This is a genomic window from Bradyrhizobium brasilense (assembly GCF_029714345.1).
In the GTDB taxonomy this organism is placed as follows: domain Bacteria; phylum Pseudomonadota; class Alphaproteobacteria; order Rhizobiales; family Xanthobacteraceae; genus Bradyrhizobium; species Bradyrhizobium australafricanum.
Map to the genome: position 1 here is coordinate 662,319 of NZ_CP121669.1, position 25,001 is coordinate 687,319.

Genomic DNA, 25,001 nt, shown 5'->3' on the forward strand with positions numbered 1-25,001 from the left:
TCCCGGTGGGGATACCGCCGGCACTCAGACCACGGGAACCCGCTTCGCGGCGACCGCGGCCGGCGAGATCACCTCGATGTCGAGCGGCACCTGCCAGCGCTCGGTGAAACGCACCTGCGGCGGTGCATTGCCGTTGCGCCCGCCCTGCAGCACGAAGCCGTCGTAACCCGAGTTCATCACCTCATTGCACTTCTGCACATAGATCGGGAAGCCGCCGATATAGGGCATGAACACGCGGGGACGGCCCGGGATGTTGGCGCCGACATACCACGAGCTGCAGGTCGAGCGCAGCGAGACCGTGGAGACGTCGTTGACATGGGCGACCCAGGCGTCCTCGTCGTCGCGGACCGCCTCGATCGTGCCGGCGCCGATGTCGCGCATATGACTGATGCAATCCGCCAGCCAGTCGACATGCTGCTCGATCGCCTGGATCATGCTGGCGAGCACCGACGGGCTGCCGGGCCCGGTGATCATGAACAGGTTCGGAAAGCCCTCGGAGGCAAGACCGAGATAGGCGCGCGGGCCGGCGCGCCATTTCTCGGCCAGAGTCTGCCCGCCGCGGCCGGTGATCGCGATCTTGTCGAACGAGCCGGTCATGGCGGCAAAGCCGGTGGCGGAGACGATCGCATCGAACTTGTATTCGGTGCCGTCGACCACGATGCCCTCGGCCGTGAATCGCTCTATCGGCGTCGTCGACACGTCGACTAGTTTCACATGCGGCAGATTGTAGGTCTCGAAATAATTGGTGTCGACGCAGAGCCGCTTGCAGCCGAACACGTTTCGCGGGCACAGCAGCTCGGCGGTGGCGGGATCCTTGACGATGCCGCGGATCTTCTCGCGCGCGAAATCGGCGATGGTGTCGTTGGCGGCCTTCTCGAACAGGAGGTCGCCGAACGCGCCGAGGAAGGGCAGGCCGCCGCGCTGCCACGCTTCTTCGTATTGCTGCTCGCGCTCCTGCTCGCTCGCCTGCAAGGCGGGCTGAGCGTTGAACTGGAAATAGAAGCCGGTCGGGCGCGCACGGGCCTTGGCGCGCAGCTCCGGATAATGCGCCTTGGCTTCCCTCAGATATTCCGCCGACAGCCGCTCGTTCCACGCCGGCACCGACCAGGTCGCGGTGCGCTGGAACACGGTGAGCTCGGAGGCCTGCTGCGCGATGATCGGGATCGACTGGATTGCCGATGAGCCGGTGCCGATCACGCCGACGCGCAGGCCGCTGAAGTCGACACCCTCATGCGGCCATTCGCCGGTGTGATAGATCGGCCCGCGGAAATCCGCCATGCCTGGGAAGGCCGGCCGGTTCGGCGCCGACAGGCAGCCGACCGCCATGATGCAGAACTTTGCAGTGACCCTGTCGCCACGGTCGGTCTCGATCAGCCATGCGCCTGCCTGCTCGTCGAAGGTCGCCGCGGTGACGCGGGTGTCGAATACGATCTGGCCGCGCAGGTCGAAGCGATCGGCGACGTGATTGGCGTAAGCGAGAATTTCGGGCTGCGGAGAATATTTCTCCGACCAGCTCCAGTCCTGATCGAGTTCCTCGGAGAACGAGAAGGAATATTGCAGGCTCTCGACGTCGCAACGCGCGCCGGGATAGCGATTCCAGTACCAGGTGCCGCCGACGCCGCCGCCGGCTTCATAGACCCGCGCGGTGAAGCCGAGACCGCGCAGCCGATGCAGCATGTACATGCCGGCGAACCCGGCACCGATCACCACGGCATCGAACGTTCCGGTTTCGGCAGGGCGCGCAGTCTTGCGCGCGGTGCTCTCCTGAGCCATGGGCCGTCTCTTCCCTATATCGTTATGTCTTGTCCGCGCCTCGTTGGACGCGATGGGCAAAGATTAGGGCGAGGGCGGCGCTGCCCGCAAGCAAGCGTATTGCCGTCCAGCGAATAGCTCCTATGCTGTCTCTGGGAGAGGATGAGGATAAGCGGTGATCGGGTAGTTGTTCTGTCGTGACCGTTCATCTGCCCGCAAAGATCGAGGTCCCATGAAAGAAGGAAGAAGTAGAAGCTATCTTCGAGCGGGGCGATTTGGGGCCGATCGAAGACTATCTTGAGGCCGTCGCGACCGAGAAACAATTGCCTGCGGCCGCAGTCGGAATGTGCCTGATCAGAATGGAAGAAGCGGCCCCTGCGCTGCGCGCCATCGTCGCCCGGGCAGGGAACGGCGAGGAACTGTCCGACGATGAGGCCAGGCTGCTGTTCCGAGGTGTCTACATCCTCGGTGGAACTCGTGACACGGATGTTTGCCGCGACCTGCTGCGACTGCTGCGCAGACCCGAAAGCGAACTTGATGACCTGTTGGGTGACTGCCTGACCGAAAGCATGGCGCGCATTGTCGCGGGTGTCTTTGACGGGGATGTCGACGCCTTCTTGAGTCTGGTCGTGGATCAGTCCGTCGATCAATTTGCGCGCGAGCAGGTTCTCGGCGCGGCCACCTTCCTCACATGGAATGGGATGATCGGGCGGGAGCGCATGCAGCGCCTGCTCAAAGCATTCCACGAGCAAAACCTGGCGGATGACGAGAACCATGCCTGGTACGCGTGGCAACAGGCAATTGCCCTCCTGGGGCTGCGCGAGCTGGCGCCCTTGGCGTATCGCGCTTTCGATGACGGGCGTATACCCGATTGGATGACAGAGCGCCGCGAGTTCGACGAGATGCTTGTCGATGCCGAGCAGCGACCCGAGGAAATCGCACGATTCGAGGAAGTTGGCCTCGGCTATATCAAGGATGCGGTCCAGGAAATGGAAGGGACCGACTACGGCTACAACGAGACCTTCGACGATCTGGATGCCCCTTTGGGGACGATCTCGATACATTGTGGAGCCACACCGAACCCGTGAGGAATCCCTTGCGCCATGTCGGGCGCAACGACCCATGCCCGTGCGGCAGCGGCAAGAAATACAAGAAATGCTGTCTCGCTGACCAGCGTTGAACTGCGGCTCCCTCGGTCTCAGCGCCGGCCAAAGCGACTGTCGTCGCTTCGGCGTAGAGAGGACCGGTCACGCTCCTGTCGTCTTCACGATGCGGATCAGCTCGTCGCCGTAATGCTCGAGCTTCTTGTCGCCGATCCCTGCGATGTTGCGCAGCTCGCTGAGCGTGTCCGGTCGCATCGCGGCGATGCCGTCGATGGTGGAATCGTGCAGCACGACATAGGCCGGCACGCCGCGCTGGCGCGCCACGTCCGAGCGCCAGACGCGCAACGCCGCATGCAGCGCGGGATTTGCGACGCCACCCGGACTGTCGGCCGCGGGCACGAGCTCGCCGCGGCGCGACTTGCCGCGGACTGCGCGGTTGCGCGCGCCTTCCGGCTGCTCGCGCAGCATCACTGCGGTCTCGCCCTTCAGCACGCCGCGGGCGCTGTCGGTCAGAACAAGCGCGCCGAAGGCGTCGCTGTCAGCGCGCAGATGGCCCATCGCCACCAGCTGGCGCAGCACCGCGCGCCATTGCTTCTCGTTGAGCTCGCGGCCGATGCCGAACACCGACAGCTGGTCGTGGTTGAACTGCTTGACCCGTTCGGTGAGCCGCCCGACCAGCACGTCGATCAGGTGCATGGCGCCGAAACGTTGCCCGGTGCGGTAGGCGCAGGACAGCAGCTTTTGTGCGAGCACCTTGCCGTCGCGGACGCGCGGCGGCGTCAGGCAGTTGTCGCAATTGCCGCAGCTTTCTTCGCGGCTCTCGCCGAAATAGCCGAGCAGGCGCTGCCGGCGGCAATGCACCGTTTCAGCCAGCGCAACCAGTGCGTCGAGCTTGCCGACCGAGACGCGCTTGAAGGCGTCGGAGCCGGTCGATTCATCGATCATGCGACGCTGCTGCACGATGTCGGACAGGCCGTAGGCCATCCATGCCGCCGACGGCTTGCCGTCGCGGCCGGCACGCCCGGTCTCCTGGTAGTAGGCTTCGATGCTCTTCGGCAGATCGAGATGCGCGACGAAGCGCACATCGGGCTTGTCGATCCCCATGCCGAAGGCGATCGTGGCGACGATCACGAGGCCGTCCTCGTTGAGGAAGCGGTCCTGGTGCCGGGCGCGCACGCCGGCATCGAGCCCGGCATGATAGGGCAACGCCGGAATGCCGGCCTCGCTGAGCGCCGCCGCGACGTCCTCGACCTTGGCGCGGGACAGGCAATAGACCACGCCGGCGTCGCCGGCATGCCGCTCCTTGATGAAATTCTTCAGCTGCGTGGTCGCATTCTGCTTGTCGACGATCTCGTAGCGGATATTGGGCCGGTCGAAGCTCGCGACGAATTGCGGCGCGTCGGTAAGCTGCAGCCGCTCGGCGATCTCCCTTCGCGTCAGCGCGTCCGCAGTCGCGGTCAGCGCGATCCGCGGCACTTCGGGGAAGCGCTCGGCGAGTGCGGACAGGCCGATATATTCCGGGCGGAAATCATGGCCCCATTGCGAGACGCAATGCGCCTCGTCGATCGCAAACAGCGCGATCTGCGCCTGGCCGAGCAGATTGAGGCAGCGCGGCGTCAGCAGCCGCTCCGGCGCCACATAGAGCAGGTCGAGATCGCCGGCGAGCAGCCGCCGCTCGACCTCGGAGGCTTCCTCATAGGACAGCGTCGAGTTCAGCACCGCGGCGTTGACGCCGGCTTCGGTGAGGCCCGCGACCTGGTCGCGCATCAGCGCGATCAAGGGCGATACCACGATGCCGCAGCCGTCGCGCAGCAGCGACGGCAGCTGATAGCACAGCGACTTGCCGCCGCCGGTCGGCATCAGCACCAGGCAATTACCGCCATCGGTGACGTGGCGAATGATCTTTTCCTGCGCGCCGCGGAAGCCCGACAGGCCGAACACGGAACTGAGCACGGACAGCGCATCGCGAGACGGGGCGGAGGCGCGATCGAGGGCGGGCTGGGCGGTCATGATCCCTTGCGCGATCCCTTTGGGATTTTCCAGGATTCCTTGAGGTCAACAGGCGGTGATCGAGGTCTTCTGGCCGAACGATACCGGAATGAAAGGTGTTAATACACGTCCCAACAACAAACTCAATTCAGCATGACTGGTCAGCTGCGGATCATCACAGGCATTGCCGCGATCGTGCTGGTCGCGGGCGCGGCGGCAGCCTTTGCCGTCGCTTGGCGGCCGCAGATTGCCGCCATTGCGCCGCCGCGGGCCGATACCTTCGACCCTGATGTGGTCAAACGCGGCCGCGAACTCGCCGCGATCGGCAATTGCAGCACCTGCCATACCGTGCAGGGCGGCGCGACTTATGCCGGCGGGCTCCCGGTTCCAACGCCGTTCGGCATCGTCTTCTCATCCAACATCACGCCGGATGCCGAAACCGGCATCGGGCGCTGGCCGGAAGAGGCGTTCGTCCGCGCGATGCGCTCCGGCGTCGCCTGCGATGGCCAGCATCTCTATCCGACCTTTCCCTATGACCATTTCACCAACGTCTCGGATGCGGACGACCGGGCACTCTATGCGTTCCTGATGACGCGACAGCCGGTCCACGCGTCGCCGCCGGCGAATCAGCTTTCGTTTCCGTTGAACCATCGACCGCTGATTGCAGGGTGGAAGCTGCTGTATCTGCGCAGCGGCGATGCCCCTCAGGACTCGGCGAAGGGCGCGGAATGGAACCGCGGCGCCTATCTGGTGGAGGGGCTCGCGCATTGCGGCGCCTGCCACACGCCGCGCAACGCGCTCGGCGCCGAGCGGGTGAATGCGCAGTTCTCCGGTGGCGAGGTCGACAATTGGCACGCCTACGCGCTGAACGACACCTCGCACGCCCCGGTGCGGTGGACCGCCGACGCGCTGTATGCCTATCTGCGTCATGGTTGGCAGGCCGATCATGGCACCGCGCGCGGGCCGATGGCTGAAGTGGTCGGCAATCTGGCGACGGTGCCCGACAGCGACGTGCGGGCCATCGCCGTGTACATGGCCGATATCTCGGGCGCGCCGGCGCCGGATCGCAAACGGCCGGCCGACGTCATCGCGCAATCGTCTTCCGATGATGCGGCACAGACCCATGCGGCCGGCGCGGCGATCTATGCCGCGGCGTGTGCCTCCTGCCATGAGGGCAGCCGCGCGCTGCCCTATGGCGGCGTCAATCTCGCGCTCAGCACGGCGATCGCAAGCCCCGACCCGCGCAACCTCCTCAATATCGTGCTGTCGGGCGTTGGCGCCGTCGAAGGCGAGCGTAGCCCGATCATGCCGGGCTTCGCCGCCAGCATCGATGATGCGCAGATGGTCGCGCTCACGGCCTATCTGCGCGAGCGGTTCGGCAAGCGGCCGGCGTGGGCCAATCTCGACAAGGCGGTGCGCGATGCGCGCGCGGTGCAGGCGACGTCGTTTGCAGCGCGCGACACGCCAGCAGAATCCAGACAGCGAGGGAAGCCATGATGACATTCAAGGTCAATGGCAGGGATCATCAGGTCGATGCGGAGCCGGATACGCCGCTGCTCTATGTGCTGCGCAATGATCTGGCGCTCAATGCCGCCAAGTTCGGCTGCGGGCTCGGGCAATGCGGCTCCTGCACGGTGATCGTCGACGGCAAGGCGGTGCTGTCCTGCGTCACGCCGCTGGTCCTGGTCGAGGGCAAGCAGGTGACGACGCTCGAAGGGCTCGGCACCGTGGCCGCGCCGGCGCCGATCCAGCGCGCCTTCATGGAGGAGCAGGCGGCGCAGTGCGGCTACTGCATCGCCGGGATGATGATGCGCGCGCAGGCGCTGCTGATGCGCAACCCGAAGCCATCGGATGCGGAAATCCGTGCCGAGCTGGAGCCCAATCTCTGCCGCTGCGGCACCCATATGCGCATCCTGCGCGCGGTGCACCGCGCCGCCAGGTTGATGGATACGGCCGACGCCGCAAGCGACAGGAGCGTCCGATGACCGCGCCGGTGGTTCTCGATCGCCGCAGCGTGCTGGCCGGCGGCGGTGCGCTGATTGTCAGCTTCTCGCTGCGCGGCGCGATCGCACAGGAGCAGAAGCCGCAGAGCCCGGCGTTGCCGGGCAGCCTGGCGAAAGCGCCCAATCTGGATTCCTGGATCCGTATCGATGCCAATGGCCAGGTCACGGCCTTTACGGGCAAGGCCGAACTCGGCCAGGGATTCCGCACTGCGTTCCAGCAGATCGCGGCCGAGCAGCTCGATATTCCCTTCGATGCGCTGAAGGTGATCACCGCCGACACCAAACTCACGGCGAACGAGGGCTATACGTCCGGCAGCCATTCGATGCAGGACAGCGGCACGGCGATCCTGCATGCCGCAGCGCAGGCGCGCATGTTGCTGGTGGCCGAGGCGGCAAAGCGTCTTGGCTTGCCGCCCGACGGCTTGCGAACCGAGAATGCGGCCGTCGTTGCTCCCGATGGCCGGCGTTTGGGCTATGGCGAGCTTGTCGCCGCGGACATGTTGCACGTCCAGGCGCAACCGACATCGAGCCTGAAGGATCCGGCGAGCTTCAAGGTGATGGGCCAGCCGGTGCCGCGCGTCGACATTCCGGCCAAGGTCACGGGCGCCGCCGCCTATGTGCAGGACATGCGGCTTCCCGGCATGGTGCATGCGCGCGTGGTGCGCCCGCCGAGCTACGGCGCGCAGCTCGTGGAATGCGACACGGCCGCGATCGAGAAAATGCCCGGCGTGATTCAAATCGTGCGCGACGGCAACTTTCTGGCCGTGGTGGCGGAGAAGGAATTTTCGGCGGTCAAGGCCATGCAGGCGCTGGCCGCCGCGGCGAAGTGGCGGGAGAGCGCGAAGCTGCCGAACCAGCACGATCTGGCCAACGTGCTGACCACGCTGTCGTCGCAGGATTTCGCGATCTTCCAGCGTAGCGATCCCACGGTGAGCGGCGCGCGGTCGCTCGAAGCGACCTACACGCGGCCTTACCAGTCGCACGGCTCGATCGGGCCGTCCTGCGCGGTCGCGCAATTCGTCGATGGCGCGATGACGGTGTGGACGCACACGCAGGGCGTCTATCCCGACCGGCAGGCGATCGCCGAGATGCTCGGCATGACGCCCGCTAGCGTCCGCCTGATCCATATCGAAGGCTCCGGCTGCTACGGCCACAACGGCGCCGACGATGCCGCGGCCGACGCTGCGCTGATCGCCCGGGCGCTGCCCGGGCGCCCGATTCGGGTGCAGTGGATGCGCGAGCAGGAGCATGGCTGGGAGCCCTATGGCCCGGCGATGGTGACGAAATTGAGCGCGTCGCTGACGACCGACGGCAAGATCGCCGACTGGAATTTTGCGGTGTGGAGCAACACCCATTCGATGCGGCCGGGCGGCGCCGGCGCGCTGCTTGCGGCCCAGCACATGGCGCGATCATTCGCGGTGCCCGCACCAAAGCCGTTGCCGCTGCCGGAAGGCGGCGGCGATCGCAACGCGATCCCGATCTACAATTTTCCGAACGCGCATGTGATGCATCACTTCATCCCCGCGATGCCGCTGCGGATCTCCGCGATGCGCGCGCTCGGCGCCTATCACAACGTGTTCTCGACCGAGAGCTTCATGGATGAACTGGCCGGTCTCGCCGGCGCCGATCCGGTCGAGTTTCGCCTCAGGCATCTCGACGACCAGCGCGGCCGCGCGGTGGTCGAGAAGGCCGCGGGGGAGTTCGGCTGGACGCGCGGGCAGCAGCCGCCCCGAAATCACGGCTACGGCTTCGCGTTCGCGCGCTACAAGAATCTCGCCGCCTATTGCGCCATCGCGTCCGAGGTCGAGGTCGATCGAGAAACCGGGCGGGCCCGGCCGGTGCGCGCGGTCGCCGCCGTCGACGCCGGCCAGGTCGTCAATCCGGACGGCATCACCAACCAGATCGAGGGCGCGATCGTGCAGTCGACGAGCTGGACGCTCTATGAAAGTGTCACCTTCGATGAGACAAGGATCACCAGCATCGACTGGCAGACCTACCCGATCCTGCGCTTCAATGCGGTGCCCGACAGTATCGCCGTCCACATCATCAACCGCCCCGGCCAGCCGTTCCTCGGCAGCGGCGAGACCGGGCAGGGCCCAGCCGCCGCCTCGCTCGCCAATGCCATCGCGCACGCAACCGGCAAGCGGCTGCGCGACCTGCCGCTCAGCCGCAAGCGAATCAAGGACGCGATCGACGCGTAATGCGGTCAAGCCGTTGCAGCAGGGGGAGCTGGGGGCGGCGTCATCGGCTCGATCTTGTAGGTCTTCGGCATATTGATCGGCTTGTAGGCCGGATCCTTCTCCATGCGCTCCAACACCGAGGCATGGATGGTCGCGCCGTCCGCAATCGGCCGCGGCTCGCCGCGCGGCAGATAGAAGCCGAGCAAGGATTTCCGCTCCGGCCATTCCTTCCATTTGTCGCTCTTCGGAATCCATTCCAGGATTTCCCAGGCGGCGGTCAGCGAATTGTGCAGCGGGGCGGTCGCGCTCGGCGGCACATAGTCGTGCTTGTGCGGCGGCAACGGCATCCCCCAGGCGAGATGATCGATCAGCGCCTGATCCATGTGCAGCCCGGCTGCCTTGGCCTGCTCGAGCATCCAGATCAGCGGAAACTTCGACGGCCCGCTCTGGTCTTCCGGATAGCCGCCGCCGACGTCGGAGTGCACGCCGGCAAACCAGACCTGGCGGATGTCCTGCTCCACCTCCGTTGCCGGATCGAATGGATCCGAGCGAAATTTCTGCGGCTCGATCCAGCGATTGAGTCGGAACATGCGCCTGCGCTCGTCGATCGAGATCGCCTGGCGGAACCGTTTGACGCTGGAGTTGGTGCGGGTGAACAGCAGCGTCTGCAGGTCGAACAGGAAATTGTCCTGTCGCGGCACGATGATCGAGGCCACGGTGTCCCAGACTCCGACGAACTCGATGTCAATATTGCGGCCGCCGGCAATCTGGCTGAAGTGCCAAGCCTCCTTCAACGGAGCATAGTCGAACGTGCCGTCGGATTTCTGGGCGTCGGAGCTGGCTTTCTTGTAGGTGCCGAAGGCGTAGCTCGCGAGGTCGAGCTGGTCGACGGGCAGCAGGCCCATCACATGGACGAAGGCCGCGAGCACGCGCACCGTGTAGGCACCGCGGCTGAAGCCGAACATCCAGACCCGGTCACCGGGCTCCCAGGTTCGGCACAGGAACAGGTAGGCGCCGAGCGTGTCCTGGTCGAGACCGGCGCCGAAGGCCAGCCCGAACAGGCCGCGCATCTGCTGCTTGAAGCGGCCCCAGGCGTTTTGCAGGCCGATGGTGCCGAGGCCGGGATGATAATAGATCCGCTGCCGGTCATTCTTGTCGGCGACGCGGAACAGCTTCAGCACGTTGGAAATATTGTCACCGATCTCGTTGCCGGTGCCGTCGCAGCAAATCACAATATCCTTCGGCATCCGTTGCCCTCGCGGCCGCCGTGAAAATTCGCGGCCTCTATGTACGGCAGAATGTGGTGAAAATTCAATCTCCAATTGAAGACGTTCTGTGGCGGCGGCGTGACCGCCGGTGGTGCCGGGTAGCCGAAGCGCGAGCGCGCGTCGACGCTGCCTGCCGTTGGCTCTCGAATTGAATCTCGCCACGGCCGGCCAAGGCTGCACCGAGGAGCGCGTCACTTCGGCTCGCTGATGTCCGGCTATGACGGAGTTTCCGTGAGAGATCCATTGCAACACTTCGGAAAAGATGGAAATCTGCTCGTCGATCATTGCTATATGCGTCGACATTTTCTCCCTTTCAGGGACTCCGCGGTGCGCGCGATCATCTTTCCTGCGGCCTCCCGCAGCTTCCAAGACAACAACAGGAACAGGTCGGCATGAGCCCTCAAGCTCTCGTGACGGCCATTCTCTCAGGACTTGTGGTGGCGGCGTTCGGGCTGTTCTGGTGGGTCGGCAGCTATTCCCATCGCGTGTTCGCAAGCAGGTTCCGCACCCGCTTTCCGGAGAAGACGCTGAGCTACACCGGCGACCATCTCGGCGAGCTGGTGCAGTCCGATCTGCGGATGAAGTATGTCTTTCCGATCCTGTTTCCGCTTGATCTCATCGTCATGCTGGCGCTGGCGGGCGCGATGGGGGCGGCGTCATCGCACTGGCTCAGCCGGATCTACCCGTCCGCGGCGTGGCTCGGCCTGGTCGTGCCGGCGGTGTACCTGCTCAGCGACTTGATCGAGGATTGTCTCCTGGCATGGCTGCTGCTGCACGGCGACCCGCATGCGGCGGCGCGGTCTGTCTCGATCCTGAAGGCGATCACGACGATCAAGCTGGTCGGCATCTTCGCCTCGATCGCGCTGACATTGGCTGCGTTCGTCGGGTGGCTGTTCCACGGCGAGTCGCTTGCCATCTAAGCGCGGCCGGCGGCCTATTGATACGTGGCGACGATATCCGACACGGCGCGCTCGAGCTGCCGCGCGGTCGCGCATTGCCGCACCACGCTGCAGAAGGTCGCGTAGCGCGGCATCTCGGAATCGCCAAAGCCCCAGACCATGCGGCCTTCGGGGTTGAGCCAGACCAGCCGCTTGGAGCGCTCGCCGATACGGCGCAGGATGTCGCCGCGCGGATCGAGATTGTTGCTACGGGCATCGCCGAGCACGATCACCGTGGTCTGCGGCGTGATCGCGCTCATCCAATTGTCCTCGAAATCGGCGAAGGAATTGCCGTAGTCGGACGAGCCGAAGCCGACCTTGGACATGATCTCCTTCATCGCCTCTTCGGGCGATTTCGATTCCAGGATGTCGCTGACCTCGATCAGGTGGCCCGAGAAGGCGAACGAGCGGACGTCGTCCACCACCTCGTGCAGGCTGTGGATCAGGAGCAGGAAGAAGTCGGAGACGCGGGCGACCGAGCCCGAGACGTCGCACAGCGCGACGATCTTCGGCCGGTCGCGATGCTTGCGCTTCCAGGCGGTGAGGAAGGGGACGCCGCCCCAGGCCGCGTTGCGGCGCAGCGTGCGGCGGACATCGAGATGGCCGCGGCGCTGGCGCTTGCGCGGCTTGGAATAGCGCTCGCGCAGCCGGCGCGCGATCTGGCGGATCAGCGCGCGCATCTGCTCGAACTGCCGCGGCTCGATCCGCGCCAGCGGCGCGTTGCGCAGGATTTCGTTGCGCAGATTCTCCGCTTCCTCACGGCCGTAGAGCAGCAGGGCCTGCGAGACCGCATCGCGAACGGTGCCGCGCAGGCCGTTCAGCGCTTCCTGCAGCCGTTCGGCGAGCGCGGGATTGCGCGTGGTCTGCTCGTCGATGTCGTCGCGCAGGCGCTGGATCCCCATCGCATCGAGGATGCGGGTCTGGAAGATGCCGCGCTGGGTGAAGTAGCGGATGTCTGGCAGCGAGGCGGCGCCGGAGGCATTGGCGATCGCGCTCGAAATCGCGGAGCGATCTTGCGACAGCAGCATCTGCGCCAGCGGCCCCACATTCTCGCTGGCGGCGCCGCCCGACGCATCGCCATGCTCGTCGGCCGACGGGTTGGCGCCGGACTCGCTGCCGTCGTCGATCTTGTCCTGCTCGGCGCTCTCCTGCTGCGGCTCGGGCTGGCTGAAGAACAGGTCGAAGCATTCGCCGAGCGCGCGCTTCTCGTCCTGGGTCTTGGCCAGCGTCAGCAGGAAGGTGTCGCGCAGGATGTCGCGGTCGGCAAAGCCGACCTGGGCGACCGCCCGCATCGCATCGATGCTTTCGGCGGGCGAGACCCGGACCCCGGCTCCCCGCGCCGCACGAAAGAAGCGATGCAGGTTCTCGCGCATCTTGGTCTAGCTGAACACGCCCTGGCGCGACGCCTTGGCGATGAAGGACGAAATCTGCGGCGTCGCGGCCTCGATATCGGCCTCGTATTTCAGGAGCACGTTGAGCGTGTCCCTGACGATCTCGTGGTCGAGCTCGCTGGCCTGCAGCAGCACCAGCACGCGCGCCCAGTCGATCGCCTCGCTGACCGAGGGCAGCTTCTTCAGGTCCAGCGAGCGGATCTCGTGGATGAAGCCGACCATCTGCTTGCGCAGCGTCTGCGAGATGCCGGGCACCCGGCTCTCGACGATGCGCTCCTCCAGCTTCTGCTCGGGGAAGCCGATGTGCAGATGCAGGCAGCGCCGCTTCAAGGCGTCGCCAAGATCGCGCTCGCTGTTCGAGGTCAGGATTACTGTCGGCGGTGCCACCGCGGAGACGGTGCCGAGCTCGGGAATCGTGACCTGGAAGTCCGAGAGGATCTCCAGCAGCAGCGATTCGAATTCGGCATCCGACTTGTCGATCTCGTCGATCAGAAGCACGCAGCCGGCCGGCTGCTCCAGCGCCTGCAACAGCGGCCGCGGCTCGACGAATTCCTTGGAGAAGAACACGTCGCCGAAGGTGTGGAGCTGGTCGAGCGCAGCGGCCAGCGACTGCGCGCCGCCGAGCACCTCGCCGAGCTTGTCCTTCAGGATCTGGGTGTAGAGCAGCTGCTTGGCGTATTTCCACTCATACAGCGCCTTGGCCTCGTCGAGGCCCTCATAGCATTGCAGGCGGATCATCTTCATGCCGCGCCATGCGGCGATCGCCTTCGCCAGCTCGGTCTTGCCGACGCCGGCAGGGCCCTCGACCAGGATCGGCTTCTCGATCTGCTGCGACAGATAGACCGCGGTCGCGATCTGCCGGCTCGCAATATAGCCTTGCGCGGCGAGGCCGCTTTCCACGGCCTCGATCGAGGCGGTGGGCCTGGTGTCAGCCACGAGGATCAGCTCCGAATTTGCCTTGAACTCGGACCTGTTCTGCGCCCGTTGCGGGCAAAGCACAAGGCTCGTTTGGCCCGCAAAGGCATGGGGTTAGCGCATGGTTCCGGGGTATTTCCGCCAAGCGCAATACGGGCTACGCTTGTTAGCGTGTAGTTCGAACCTCCCCTTGAAAAGGGGAGGTCGCTTTGCTCGCCAGAGCAAAGCGGGTGGGGATCTACTCTCTCCATCAACGCCGGCGTCTGCGGCTGACCCCCATCCCGACCTTCCCCCTTTCAGGGGGAAGGAGAAGAATCTCGTAGCCCGGCTACCGTCAACCCGCGCAGCTCTTCACGAAATCCTTGCGCTGCGGGCCCGTGATCTTCTGGTCGATGGCCTGCTTCAGGCAGTCGAGACGCGCCTGCGCCATGCAGAGCTGCATCTGGTCGTGCCGCTCCTGGCCCTTCAGCGCCTTCGCCGAGCTCTGGCAGGCCGCGCGCTTCGCACCGGGCACGGGCGCCGCCGTCGACGCACTCTGTTGCGCGGGAGCTGCCACCGGCGCTGTTGTGGGGGCCGGCGTTGTCTGCGCGAGCGCTGCAACCGGGATCAGCAGCGAACCAGCCGAGACAAGGGCGACGACAAGAGATTTCATGGGAAAGTGCCTCCGCGAGGCATGATCCGGAGAAGTGGACGTCGGTTTTCCGGAACGTCATGCTCAGACCGGGAAAGGGGTCACGATGCGATCGCGCCGTGACCCGGGGGGAGGCCGACAATTAGAAGCCGCCGCGTGAATGCGGCATGAATGGGCGCGTAACCCGCTTCACCTCAGCGTGAGGCCGGTCGCGGCTTCAAGCTCGTCGATTGCCTGCGCGGCATTCGCGACCTTGATCGTGGTCATGCCCATCTCGCGCGCCGGCTTCAAATTGACGCCGAGATCGTCGAGATAGACGCAGTTCTTCGGGTTCACCTGCAGCGTCTCCACCATCATCTGGTAGATCCGCGGGTCGGGCTTGCGCAGGCCGATCTTTGCGGACTCGATGATGTGGTCGAACAGCGCCATCACCTCGGCGACATAGAGCGTGCGTCCGCTGCGGCTGCCGATCGCGTTCGCCGGCAGATTGTTGGTGATGCAGCCGGTCTTGAATTTCGCCTTGATGCGCTTCAGCGCCTCGACCATCTCGGGGCGCAGGTCGCCGGAGAGCAGCGGCAGCACGTCCTTGCCGCGCACCTCGGCGCCGAGCGCCTTCGATTCCGTGGCGAACAGCGCGTCGAATGCGTCGATATCGATCTCGGCGCGCTCGAACTTGGCCCAGGCGTTCTCGAGATGGTTGGCGGCGTTGGTGCGGCGGATGATGTCGATCGGCAGGCCGCGCTCGGTCTCATAGCGCGCGAACGCCTCGAACGGCGAGGTGGTCAACACGCCGCCGAAATCCCAGATCACTGCCTCGATCATGCTTTCCTGCCCAATGATGCGTTGCTTGAGGAGCGGCTAACACGGATCGCAGACCGGGACCAGCCCGATCCGGCGCTTGTTCGGTGCTCGTTCGGTGCTTGGCGACCCGCGCGGAGCGGGCTATTGCTTCGCCGATGAAGACATCCCGCCTGATCCTCGCCGTTCTCGTGTCGCTGGTCTGCCCTCCGGCTTTCGCCATCGTCGGCGGTGGCGCGCCGTCGACGGATGGCGTTGCGCGCTCCGTCGTCACCATCGTCGGCTCGCGCGGCAATTTCTGCACCGGCGCGCTGATCGCGCCGAAGGTCGTGCTGACCGCGGCGCATTGCGTGCAGCCCGGTGCCGATTACAAGATTGTCGAATATGGCGCGGACAGGCAGCCGAAGCTGCAGGACGTCAGGACGGTTGCGATCCATCCCGGCTTTCGGATGCAGGCGATGACCAATCATGTCGCGACCGCCGATGTCGCGCTGCTGCAACTGGCGGCGCCGGCCGCAGACAAGGCGCCGGCCGCGCTCGGCATGCCAAACGTTCCGATCCAGGTCGGCGGCCGCTTCACCATCGCAGGCGTCGGCGTCACCGTGCGCGGCGACGGCAAAAGCGGCGGCGCCACCCGCGTCGCCGGCCTGATCGCGAGCGGCAAGCCCGGCACGTTGCAGATCCGTCTCGTCGATCCGGTCGGGCAGGGCGTGCGCGACGGGCTCGGGGCCTGCACCGGCGATTCCGGCGCGCCGGTGTTCGAGGACAAGCAGGGCGGCCCCGCAATCGTCGGCGTGGTGAGCTGGTCGACAGGGCCGAACGGCGCCGCCGGCTGCGGCGGCATCACCGGCGTGACGCCGCTGACACTCTATCGCGACTGGGTAATGCAGACCGCGCGGCAGTGGGGTGCGAGCTTTTAGCGCGATGGCGGTCGAACCGCTGACGCGCTCAGAGTTCCGTCATCCTTCGAGGCTCGCTCCGCTCGCACCTCAGGATGACGGAACTGCGAGCGTGCGCCGAACCTAATGCCCCGCGGCCTTGTTCGCGGCGGCGTTGTTCAGCACGATCAGGCCGTCGACGGCGACGCCGAGCTTGCTGTTGATCAGGAACGGGTTGACGTCGATCGAGGCGATGCGGCCGTTGGCGTCCGCCATCAGATTGGCGAGCCCGACCAGCGCCTTCACCGCCGACGGCTCGTGCAGCGCGGGCTTGCCGCGGTAGCCCTTCATCTTGACCCCGGCCTTGGTCCTGGCGATCAGCTCCTTCGCCTCGGCGGCGTCGAGCGGCGCGCCGGCGAGGGCGACGTCCTTCATCAGCTCGATATCGACGCCGCCGGTGCCGAACAGCACGACGGGGCCCATCTCGGCGTCGAGCGAGGCGCCGACCACGAGCTCGAGGTCGGCCTTGACCTGCTGTGCGATCAGGATGCCCTCGAGCTTCGGCTTGCCCTTCAGCTTCTTCACCCGCGCGGTGATGTCGTTGAACGCCTTCTTCACCTCGGCCGCATTGGCGAGATTCAGCACCACGCCGCCGATATCGGATTTGTGCAGGATGTCGGGGCTGACCACCTTGGCGACCACCGGGAAGCCGATTTGCTTGGCGATCTTCACGGCCTCGGCCGCGGTCTGCGCGACCTCTTCCTTTGAGATCGGGATGCCGTAGGCCTTGAGCAGCTTCTTCGAGGCGACCTCGTCGAGCGCGGCGGCGCCGTTGGCGGCCTTCAGCGTCTTCTCCAGCACCGCGCGCGCCGATGCCTTCGAGCTCGAGGCGATATCGGGCACCTCCTTGCGCAGGCCGGCATATTCGATCAGCGACTTGATCGCGCCGACAGCGCGGTCGAGGCCCTGCATGACCGCGATATCGGGCAGCGACTTGCGCAGTCCCTTGGTGAATTCGGTGAAGCCGATCGACATCGCGCTGATATAGATCACCGGCTTGTTGGCCTGGCCTGCCATCTCGTTGACGATGCGCAAATTGCGCTCGCGCAGCTCGTGTGGCGCCTTCGGCAGCTCGGCATCGATGATGACGATATCGGTGTCGGGATCGTCGATCATGATCTTGATCGACTTCATGTAGACGGAGGGATCGACCACCGCGGCAAAGCCGGCGTCGAGCGGATTGCCGACGATGCTGCCGGGGCCGAGCATTTTTGCCAGCTGCTCCGAGGCGTTCGGACTCAACGGCGCAAAATTCAGGCCGGCGGAATAAAACGCGTCGATCAGAAGGCCACGCTTGCCGCCCGATAGCGATACCGCCGCGAGGCGATTGCCCTTCGGCGGATCGGCATGGACGAAGCACTCGGTGGTTTCGATCAGTTCATCCAGCCCACGCACCCGGATCACGCCTTCGCGGGTCGAGATCGCATCGAAGGTCTCGATCGAGCCGGCGAGCGCGCCGGTATGCGCCATCGCCGCGGCGCGGCCGCCTTCGGAGGCGCCGAGCTTGAGCGCGATCACCGGCTTGCCGGCGGCGCGCGCGGCCTTGCAGGCATCGCGGAATACCTTCGTGTTCCTGACGCCTTCGAGATAGACCACGATGACGCGGATGCTCGGATCGGCGGCGAAATAGCTCATCAGGTCCGGGGTCTCGAGGCCGGATTCATTGCCGGTCGTGACCATGTAGCCGACGCCGACGCCGCGATCCTCCAGCGCCTGGCGGATCGCCATCACGATCGCGCCGGATTGGCCGGCGATCGCCACCGCGCCCTGCTCCATGGTGACGATGCGGTCGTCGATATTGGTGAACAGGTTTTCGCCGGCGCTGAGATTGCCGAGGCAATTCGGACCGGTGACCGCAAGCCCGGTCTCCTTGATCGCCCGCTTCAGCTCGACCGCGAGCCGCTGGCTTTCCTCATCCTGCAGCTCGCTGAAGCCCGAGGTGACGATCGTCGCCGAGCGCGCGCCGGCCGCGGCCGCATCGCGGATCACCTGTACCGCAAACCGGGCCGGCACCAGAACCAGCACATGGTCGGGCTTTTCGGGAAGGCTGGCGAAGTCCTTGTAGCAGGTGACGCCCCAGATCGCTTCGCGCTTGGCGTTAATCGGATAGAGGCCGCCGGCGTAGCCGTATTTGACCAGATTGTTCCAGATCCGTTCGGCGTAATTGCCGGGCTTGTCGGTGGCGCCGACCAGCACGATGTTGCGCGGATGCAGCATCGCGTGGATGCTCTTGACGATATCGCTGGCGTCAGCGGGCGGCGCCCATTCGTGGGACACATGAGACGCGGTGCTTGCGAAAGCTTCCATGGAGCCTGCCCTTATCCTTGTTGTCTTTGTTTCCTCTGGCCACGGCGGATCACCGTGAGGCGCGCGATTTTTCATTGTTTTTATGGCGAGGGAAAGGGGGTAGCAACTCATGCTGGCGCAGGTCAGGGCACCGCGCGCAATATCCCGGCAGGCGCAAAATTGATTGCGTATCAGGAACCCGATCCGCGCGGGCGCGAATCCGTTTCGACCAAAGTCGCGTGCAACAGATAACGCTCGGGCCCCGATGTCAGCGCATCGAACGGCCAGCAGGTCGACAGCACCAGTTCACGACGGTCGGTGAGCGGATCAATCCCCGATTGATCGAAGCGGACCACCGAACTGCGATCGGCCCGATAGCGAAACATCTTGCCGTCGCTGCGCGTGACGTCGATCTCGTCACCGATTGTGACATCCCTGAGAAAGTGAAAATGCGTGTCGCGGTGCGCGGAATAGACCGCGACGCCCCGCTCGCCGGCATCGACGGTCTGTTCGACATGGCCGGGGCCGAACGCCAGCGCCTGGCCGCTGCTGCCGGCAAGCACGATCGCGGACGCGTGCAGGCGCTTCACCTCGATCCGTGCCACCGGCCACGTGTCGGCCCAGCTCCACGGCTTCACCGGCTGGCCGGTCGCGATGCTTTGTGTGAAGGCACGCTCCAGCAGCACCTGTGCGAGTAGCGCCTTGGCGTGGATATAGGCGCCCTGGCCGAACAGGATCAGGCCGATGAGGGCGAAGCCGAGGGATGGGATGAAGCGGGGCATTGTTGCGCCTGTTGCCGTCATTCCGGGATGGTCCGAAGGACCAGACCCGGAATCTCGAGATTCCGGGTTCGATGCTGCGCATCGCCCCGGAATGACATTGCGGGTTGGAAAAGAGTTGCGCGCGCGGCCCCTGGGGGACGGGTGGAAGGCCGCGCGCGCTCTTGAAGGAGGAGGTTGGGGGGCACCTCCTCCTTTCATCCGACGTCATTGGGGCGACGTCTGACGCCGGTTGAACACCAGCAGGAGAAGGCTGACCGTGAGCAGGATCACGCCCGCGATCATCTTCAGCTCCGCGTCGGTCGCGGTCTTCGGCAGTTGGATTGTGCCGGGACTTTGTGTGGCGACCGGTGACCGCTTCAGCGCAGCGAGCTGCACCTTGCTGTCGCCACCGTCGGCGCGCCGCTCGCCCGGCACGGCCGGCAGACTCGGACGCTCGCCGAACACCTTCGCAAAATCCCAGCCGGCGGGCAGGTTGAGCGGCAACTCGGAGAGCTTCAGCGGCTCGCCGTCTGGACGACTCGGCGTCTTGTCGACCGCGACAAGGCTGGTCAGCCGCGTGACGAGCTGATGCTCCAGCGCCAGCGTAAGGATGGTCTTGTCGGCGTCCTCGGGGCTGTCCTGCCGCGTGGTGCGCGCGACCTCAGCATCGGCGATCTTGCGGCGCGCCCACAGTTTCGACAGGCCCTTGCCTTCAGCGGCATTCGCGAGCGGCAGCGTCACGCTCCACGGGCGGTCGCCGATGCGACCCTTGATCTCGACCGAGCCGGCCAGCTTGTCGAGCTTGGCGGCCAGCACCAGCGGCTCGTCGCGATAGACGTCGGGCAATGCCGACGGCGTCAGGTCGGCCGCCGCCTCGGAGAATTTCGCGGAGAGGCTAGTCACCGCGGGATTTTCCAGCTTGGCGAACAGGCCGCGCATGCGCTCGTCGACCTGCTCGACCGAGCCGATATGGGTGAAGGTGCCGCGGCCGAGCTCGGCGGCCCGCGTCATCAGATAGGTGTTCGGCGCCGAGCCGATGCCGACCATGAACACCCGCGAGCGGCCACGCAGCGCGCTGATGGTCTCGAACAATTGCTGCTCGTTGCCGATGGCGCCGTCGGTCAGGAACACAACCTGGCGGACGTAATTGGCGTCGTCATGGTTGGTGTCGGACAACGCCGCGCGCATCGCCGGCACCATCTCGGTGCCGCCGCGGGCCTGCAGCGCGCTGACGAACGCCGTCGCGTTGCCGATATTGGCGCTGTTGGCCGCGACCGGCGACGGGAACAGCGTGTCCATGGTGTCGTCGAACCGGATCACGTTGAAGCGATCGGTCGGCTGCAGGCGGCCGAGCGCGTAAGTCAGGCTCGCCTTGGCCTGGATGATCGAAGTGCCGCCCATCGAGCCGGAATTATCGATCACGAAGATCACCTCGCGCGGCAACGGCTTCTGTTGCGTCTGCTCGACCGACGGCGGGGTGACGAAGGCCAGCAGATAGTCGGAATTGCCGACATGCTCGCGGAACAGCCCGACAGACGGCGCCTTCTCGGCGGCCGGCTTCCAGGTGAGCTCGAAATCACGATCGGCCGGCACCGGGCCTTCGGCGAGCTTGACGACGCGCGTGGTGCTGTCGGGGCTCTCGATCCTGACCTGGTGGAAATGGCTCTTCACTTCCCCGAGCGGGAAGCCGGCGTTCAGATGCACCGTGATGTTGGTCGGATTGACCGGCGCATTCTCTGCCGGATCGAGCACTTCGCGCGCAATGCGGTCGCGATCCGGCACGGGATCGGTTGACGTTGCGCCCCAGCCGTTGCCGTCGGCGCGGAGATCGACGCTCTGCACCACCGGGCGCGGATTGTAGCGCGGGCCGACCACCATCGGCACCCGCAGCGAGAACTCGTTGCCGTTCTGCTGCACCGACTCCTGATATTCGATCTGCACCAGCACGGTTTCGCCGGGGCCGATATTGGCGACCGAATTGGTGAAGATGTTGGGCCGCTCCTGCTCGGTGAGCGCGGCCTTCTGGCCGTTCTGCTTGGCCTGCTCGTAGATCGCGCGAGCCTGCTGCCGCTCCTTGATGTCGCCGACCACGACGCGGTCGCCGACCACCATCTTCAGCGTGTCGACCGCGCCGCCCGCCGGCAGCGGATAGACATAGGTCGCCTCCACCCAGTCCTTGGTCGGGTTGCGGAAGATCTGCGTGACGCGGGCGCGGACCGTCGGACCCGACACCGTGAGGTCGACGTCAATGCCGAGCCTGGTCGCGTCGGCATAGCCGTCGTCGGTCTTGAACAGCAGCGAGCCGGAACGCGCATCGCTCGGCCGCAGCACCGCCTGTCGCGGCAGCTCGGCCGACCACACCGGATCGAAGCTCACGAACAAGGCTGCAAAGCCGATCGCCAGCGCGGCCACACCTTCCACCAGAAAGAACAGCGCAATGCGCATCCTGCGCGACAGGCGGATCTGCGGGTTGCTCTCACATGCATCGTAAATCGTCATTTTCGTCACTCCCGAGCGAGGCTTTCGCTGCCTCGCGATCATGGAGAACGGCGGTTTTGGCGCGAGCAGAATGATCGGCAATGATTGGCCGCCGTCCGGCGCGGCCCGCCGCCGGCTGAGGCGGATTTGTGCGGTTTGGTGATGGATTGTCCGGTCTGCTAGACTGCGCGGAATCAAGGGGAACCGGGCAGGAATCTGGATGCCGACGCCTGACAAGCAGCTATCCGCCGAGCAGAGCCAGCAGGTCGCGGAGACCATCCGCGAGGAGATCGCGCGCCGCCGCATCTCGCGGCAGACGCTGGCCGAGCAGGCCAAGCTCAGCCTCTCGACCCTGGAGAAGGTGCTCGGCGGCCGCCGCCCGTTCACGCTGGCGACCACCGTGCGGCTGGAACAGGCGCTGGGTGTGTCCTTGCGCAAGCTGCCGGAGACGATCACGGTGGCCGCACCCGCCAATGGCGGGATCGCGCCCGACAGCCTCGGATCCTATTCCCGCCGCGCGGTGGCGCGGATCGAAGGGACCTACATCACGGTGCGGCCGTCGTTCGGCGAGCAGGGCGCACTCTACGCCTATCGGACGGAGATCACCTGGGACGAGGCGTCGTCATCGCTCGGCTTCCGCGAAGGCGAGCGGCAGGACGCCGACTATACGCAGTACGGCGAAGTCGCGGTGCCCAACGAATCCGGCTTCGTCTACCTCGTGACCAACAGGCACGGCCAGCATCGCGTGATCACGGTGTCGCGCCCGCGCAATTCCGGCGAGATGTACGGCATCATCACGACGCTGCTCGCCGGCCGCGGCTCACTGCTGACGCCGGTCGCCGCGCCGATCGCGTTCCTGCCGGTGAAGAACGTGCCCAAGCCCAGCCTCGGCCGGGTGTCGGCGGATGACGCGAACTACGCCGCCTATCGCGAGCATTTGCGTCGAACGATCGATGAGCCTTTCGCGATTTTCTTGCCGGGATGACAACGGCAGAGTTAGGTCCGTCATCCTTGTAAGTCAGGAGGCACTGGATCGGATAGAGTGTCCGGTGCGGTAACGGACGGGAGACCGCTTCATCCCAGGGCTTTGAAGCCCGGACCTCAGCGCGGCGCCCCGTCCGTTGTTCCATTGAACCCGAACAGTCGCGAGGGCCGCCTGGCGAGCCCGGTTGCGCAAGGATGGGTGCAGATGGACGCGATCTACGTTGGCATTGATGTGTCGAAGGACCGACTGGACGTGCATGTCCGTCCGAGCGGAGAAGCCTTTGCCGTGGCGCGTGACGGCAAAGGCCTGGAAGAGCTCGTTGCGCGCTTGCAGGCGATCTCGCCGGCGCTGATTGCGGTGGAGGCAACCGGCGGCTTCGAGACGATCGTTGCTGCGGCGCTGGCCGGCGCCCGGCTGCCGCTGGTGGTGGTCAACCCGGCCCAGATCCGGCACTTCGCGCAGGCGGTTGGCCAGCGCGCCAAGACGGACCCGATCGATGCGGCGGTCATCGCGCGGTTTGTCGAGGCGGTGCAGCCGGAGCCGCGTGCGATGCCGGATCAGGAAGCCCGGCTGCTGGCCGAACTGGTCAGCCGCCGACGGCAGATCATCGAGATGATCGTTGCCGAGCGTCAGCGCGAGAAGCGGGCCGAGAACGTCCGCGTCCGCAAGAGCCTTGCCCGCCATATCAAGGTCCTCGAGAAGGAGCTGCCGGAGATCGACAACGACATCGACACGCTGGTGCGCGGCTCGCCAGTCTGGCGCGCCAAGGAGGAGTTGCTGGTCAGCTTTCCTGGCGTGAGCAACACCCTCGCACGGACCTTCCTCGCCGAGGTGCCCGAGCTCGGCACGCTCAATCGGCGTCAGATTGCGAGCCTCGCCGGTCTTGCCCCGTTCACCCGCCAGTCGGGCCGCTGGAAGGGCAAGAGCATGATCGGCGGTGGAAGGGCCAAGCTGCGCGCCGGGCTCTACATGGCCGCCCTGTCGGCCAGCCGATACCATCCGCAGCTCAAGGTCTTCTACCGACGCCTGGTGACCGCTGGAAAGCCCAAGATGGTCGCCCTCATCGCCGTTGCACGCAAAGTCCTCACAACCCTCAACGCCATGCTCAGGGACCAAAAACCATGGCAATCCGCTTGACGAAGAACACAGTCGCTGAGGTGCGAGCCTTGCGGCGCGATTGCGCCGCTGGGCGAGCCTCGAAGGATGCACGGCCCGTATGCATCGACTCGGGAGCCGGGCCGTCGACCCTTCGAGACGCCGCTTCGCGGCTCCTCAGGGTGACGGTGAGAGTGCTCGCCGAAACGACGAAGCCGCCCCAAGGGGCGGCTTCGCGACATTATTGCTCGTGGTGCGCGTCGCGCTAGCCGCCGGTCTCGGCGCTGATGATGTCGCCGAACAGCTCCCACTGCCCGTTCTTGAACTGCATCATCTTGAGCTGCTCGACCGGCGCGAAGTCGGTTGCGTTGGTGTTGATCCTGATGCCGGGGATCAACGTGTCGGGCGTGAAGTCCTTGAGGCTGGCGGCCTGCTTCATCACGTTCTCACGCGTCAGGTTGTCGCCGGCCTGCTTCAGCACCTGCACCATGGTCTGCGCCGCGGCGTAGCCATAGACCAGATTGGCGTCGGCGAGGTTGGCGCCCGGCATGTACTTCTCGGCAAAGGCCATGAACTTCTTCATGCCCTCGTCATTCTTCCACTGCGGATCGGACGCGTCCTTCAGGTAGCCGGCCGAGAGCACGCCTTCGGAAGCTTCAAGCCCGGCGGGCTTCATGACCGCGCCGATCGAGATCGAGACGTCGGTCATCACCTGCATCGGCTTCCAGTTGAGCTCGGCGATCTTCTTGATCGCCTGCGCCGCGAATTTCGGCGTCGAGATGTTGACGAACACGTCGGCGCCGGTGTCCTTCAGTTTGACGATGTGGGAGTCGATCGACGGCTCGGTGGTCTCGTAGCTCTCTTCGGCGACGATCTTGACGCTCGACTTGTCGAGGATCTCCTTCAAGCCGACCAGGTAGTCCTTGCCGAAATCGTCATTGGCGTAGAAGATCGCGACCTTGGCATCTGGCTTGGCCTTCAGGATGTACTTGCCGAAGATCCGCGCCTCGACGCGATAGCTCGGCTGGAAACCCATGGTCCACGGGAAATCCTTCGGATCGTTCCACTTGCTGGCGCCGGTGGCGAGGAACAGCTGCGGCACCTTCTTGGCGTTGTGATACTTCTGCACCGCGGTCTGGGTCGGCGTGCCCAGCGCGTTGAACACCAGGAAGACCTCGTCGCTCTCGATCAGCTTGCGGATCTGCTCCACGGTCTTCGGCGGCGAGTAGCCGTCGTCATAGGAGATCCAGTTGATCTTGCGGCCGTTGATGCCGCCCTGGTCGTTGATCATCTTGAAATAGGCTTCTTCGGTCTTACCGATGATGCCGTAGGCGGAGGCGGGACCGCTATAGGCCTCGACATTGCCGATCTTGATCTCGGTGTCGGAGGCGCCGGTATCATACTTCTTTTGTGCAAAGGCGGCCTGGGTGGAGAGCAGGCAGAGCGCCGTGGCGGCTGCCAGCAGCGACAGTGTTGTTGTTTTCATAAAG

At 65.4% G+C, this 25,001-nt stretch carries 20 protein-coding genes; 9 read left to right on the forward strand and 11 right to left on the reverse strand.

Annotated elements, in window-relative coordinates; translation table 11 throughout:
• Nucleotides 1–24 precede the first annotated feature (24 nt).
• Complete coding sequence (locus tag QA635_RS03020) at nt 25–1,773, reverse strand: flavin-containing monooxygenase (protein ID WP_283066812.1); 1,749 nt, start codon at nt 1,771–1,773, stop codon at nt 25–27.
• A 254-nt stretch (nt 1,774–2,027) separates the two neighbouring features.
• Between QA635_RS03020 and QA635_RS03025 the strand changes: the two genes are divergently transcribed.
• Both QA635_RS03025 and QA635_RS41645 read left to right on the forward strand, forming a co-directional pair.
• Complete coding sequence (locus QA635_RS03025; RefSeq protein WP_283066814.1) at nt 2,028–2,840, forward strand: DUF1186 domain-containing protein; 813 nt, start codon at nt 2,028–2,030, stop codon at nt 2,838–2,840.
• On the forward strand, nt 2,837–2,932 hold the full coding sequence (locus QA635_RS41645) for an SEC-C metal-binding domain-containing protein (protein ID WP_482151236.1): 96 nt from the start codon (nt 2,837–2,839) through the stop codon (nt 2,930–2,932). The genes QA635_RS03025 and QA635_RS41645 overlap by 4 nt, the downstream gene beginning before the upstream one ends.
• A 67-nt stretch (nt 2,933–2,999) precedes the next feature.
• On the opposite strand, the gene recQ is transcribed toward QA635_RS41645, so the two are convergent.
• A complete protein-coding gene (recQ, locus tag QA635_RS03030; protein WP_283066816.1) occupies nt 3,000–4,865 on the reverse strand; it encodes a DNA helicase RecQ in 1,866 nt (621 codons plus the stop codon).
• Between the two features lie 132 nt (nt 4,866–4,997).
• Here recQ and QA635_RS03035 point away from each other — a divergent pair, with 132 nt between their 5' ends.
• The 3 genes from QA635_RS03035 to QA635_RS03045 are packed head-to-tail and all read left to right on the forward strand — an operon-like array spanning nt 4,998 to nt 9,048.
• Nucleotides 4,998–6,341, forward strand: a complete 1,344-nt coding sequence (locus tag QA635_RS03035; RefSeq protein ID WP_283066818.1) for a cytochrome c — start codon at nt 4,998–5,000, stop codon at nt 6,339–6,341.
• Nucleotides 6,338–6,829, forward strand: a complete 492-nt coding sequence (locus tag QA635_RS03040) for a (2Fe-2S)-binding protein (RefSeq protein WP_283066819.1) — start codon at nt 6,338–6,340, stop codon at nt 6,827–6,829. Before QA635_RS03035 ends, QA635_RS03040 begins: the two co-directional genes overlap by 4 nt.
• Entirely contained in the window at nt 6,826–9,048 is a 2,223-nt protein-coding gene (locus tag QA635_RS03045; protein ID WP_283066821.1) for a xanthine dehydrogenase family protein molybdopterin-binding subunit, read from the forward strand. Before QA635_RS03040 ends, QA635_RS03045 begins: the two co-directional genes overlap by 4 nt.
• 5 nt (nt 9,049–9,053) lie before the next feature.
• Here the strand turns inward: QA635_RS03045 and QA635_RS03050 are convergent, their stop codons facing one another.
• Nucleotides 9,054–10,274: a DUF2235 domain-containing protein gene (locus QA635_RS03050; RefSeq protein WP_283066823.1), complete on the reverse strand. Its 1,221-nt coding sequence runs from the start codon at nt 10,272–10,274 to the stop codon at nt 9,054–9,056.
• A gap of 413 nt (nt 10,275–10,687) precedes the next feature.
• Here QA635_RS03050 and QA635_RS03055 point away from each other — a divergent pair, with 413 nt between their 5' ends.
• A complete protein-coding gene (locus QA635_RS03055) occupies nt 10,688–11,215 on the forward strand; it encodes a hypothetical protein (RefSeq protein WP_283066825.1) in 528 nt (175 codons plus the stop codon).
• Nucleotides 11,216–11,229: 14 nt separating this feature from the next.
• Here QA635_RS03055 and QA635_RS03060 read toward each other — a convergent pair whose 3' ends face one another.
• From QA635_RS03060 to QA635_RS03075, 4 genes are all read right to left on the reverse strand, one after another.
• Nucleotides 11,230–12,606: a vWA domain-containing protein gene (locus QA635_RS03060; RefSeq protein WP_283066827.1), complete on the reverse strand. Its 1,377-nt coding sequence runs from the start codon at nt 12,604–12,606 to the stop codon at nt 11,230–11,232.
• Nucleotides 12,607–12,612: 6 nt separating this feature from the next.
• Nucleotides 12,613–13,560, reverse strand: coding sequence for an AAA family ATPase (locus tag QA635_RS03065; protein ID WP_225162050.1), 948 nt, complete (start codon nt 13,558–13,560; stop codon nt 12,613–12,615).
• A gap of 313 nt (nt 13,561–13,873) precedes the next feature.
• Nucleotides 13,874–14,191 carry a hypothetical protein gene (locus QA635_RS03070; protein WP_283066830.1) on the reverse strand — a complete coding sequence of 106 codons (318 nt, stop codon included), beginning with the start codon at nt 14,189–14,191 and terminating at the stop codon, nt 13,874–13,876.
• 168 nt (nt 14,192–14,359) lie between these two features.
• On the reverse strand, nt 14,360–14,992 hold the full coding sequence (locus tag QA635_RS03075) for an HAD-IA family hydrolase (protein ID WP_283066832.1): 633 nt from the start codon (nt 14,990–14,992) through the stop codon (nt 14,360–14,362).
• Between the two features lie 134 nt (nt 14,993–15,126).
• Between QA635_RS03075 and QA635_RS03080 the strand changes: the two genes are divergently transcribed.
• The gene (locus tag QA635_RS03080; RefSeq protein ID WP_283066834.1) at nt 15,127–15,888 is read left to right on the forward strand and encodes a S1 family peptidase; all 762 of its coding nucleotides are present in this window, start codon (nt 15,127–15,129) and stop codon (nt 15,886–15,888) included.
• 102 nt (nt 15,889–15,990) lie between these two features.
• Here the strand turns inward: QA635_RS03080 and QA635_RS03085 are convergent, their stop codons facing one another.
• The 3 genes from QA635_RS03085 to QA635_RS03095 form a co-directional block, all read right to left on the reverse strand.
• Nucleotides 15,991–18,213, reverse strand: a complete 2,223-nt coding sequence (locus QA635_RS03085; protein WP_283066835.1) for an acetate--CoA ligase family protein — start codon at nt 18,211–18,213, stop codon at nt 15,991–15,993.
• Nucleotides 18,214–18,383: 170 nt separating this feature from the next.
• Complete coding sequence (locus QA635_RS03090; RefSeq protein ID WP_283066837.1) at nt 18,384–18,974, reverse strand: class GN sortase; 591 nt, start codon at nt 18,972–18,974, stop codon at nt 18,384–18,386.
• Between the two features lie 204 nt (nt 18,975–19,178).
• Nucleotides 19,179–21,452, reverse strand: coding sequence for a marine proteobacterial sortase target protein (locus QA635_RS03095; RefSeq protein WP_283066839.1), 2,274 nt, complete (start codon nt 21,450–21,452; stop codon nt 19,179–19,181).
• Between the two features lie 199 nt (nt 21,453–21,651).
• Between QA635_RS03095 and QA635_RS03100 the strand changes: the two genes are divergently transcribed.
• Nucleotides 21,652–22,416, forward strand: coding sequence for a helix-turn-helix domain-containing protein (locus tag QA635_RS03100; protein ID WP_076834862.1), 765 nt, complete (start codon nt 21,652–21,654; stop codon nt 22,414–22,416).
• Between the two features lie 204 nt (nt 22,417–22,620).
• Entirely contained in the window at nt 22,621–23,553 is a 933-nt protein-coding gene (locus tag QA635_RS03105; RefSeq protein ID WP_283064566.1) for an IS110 family RNA-guided transposase, read from the forward strand.
• Between the two features lie 223 nt (nt 23,554–23,776).
• On the opposite strand, the gene QA635_RS03110 is transcribed toward QA635_RS03105, so the two are convergent.
• Nucleotides 23,777–24,997, reverse strand: coding sequence for an ABC transporter substrate-binding protein (locus QA635_RS03110; RefSeq protein WP_283066841.1), 1,221 nt, complete (start codon nt 24,995–24,997; stop codon nt 23,777–23,779).
• Between the last annotated feature and the right edge of the window lie 4 nt (nt 24,998–25,001).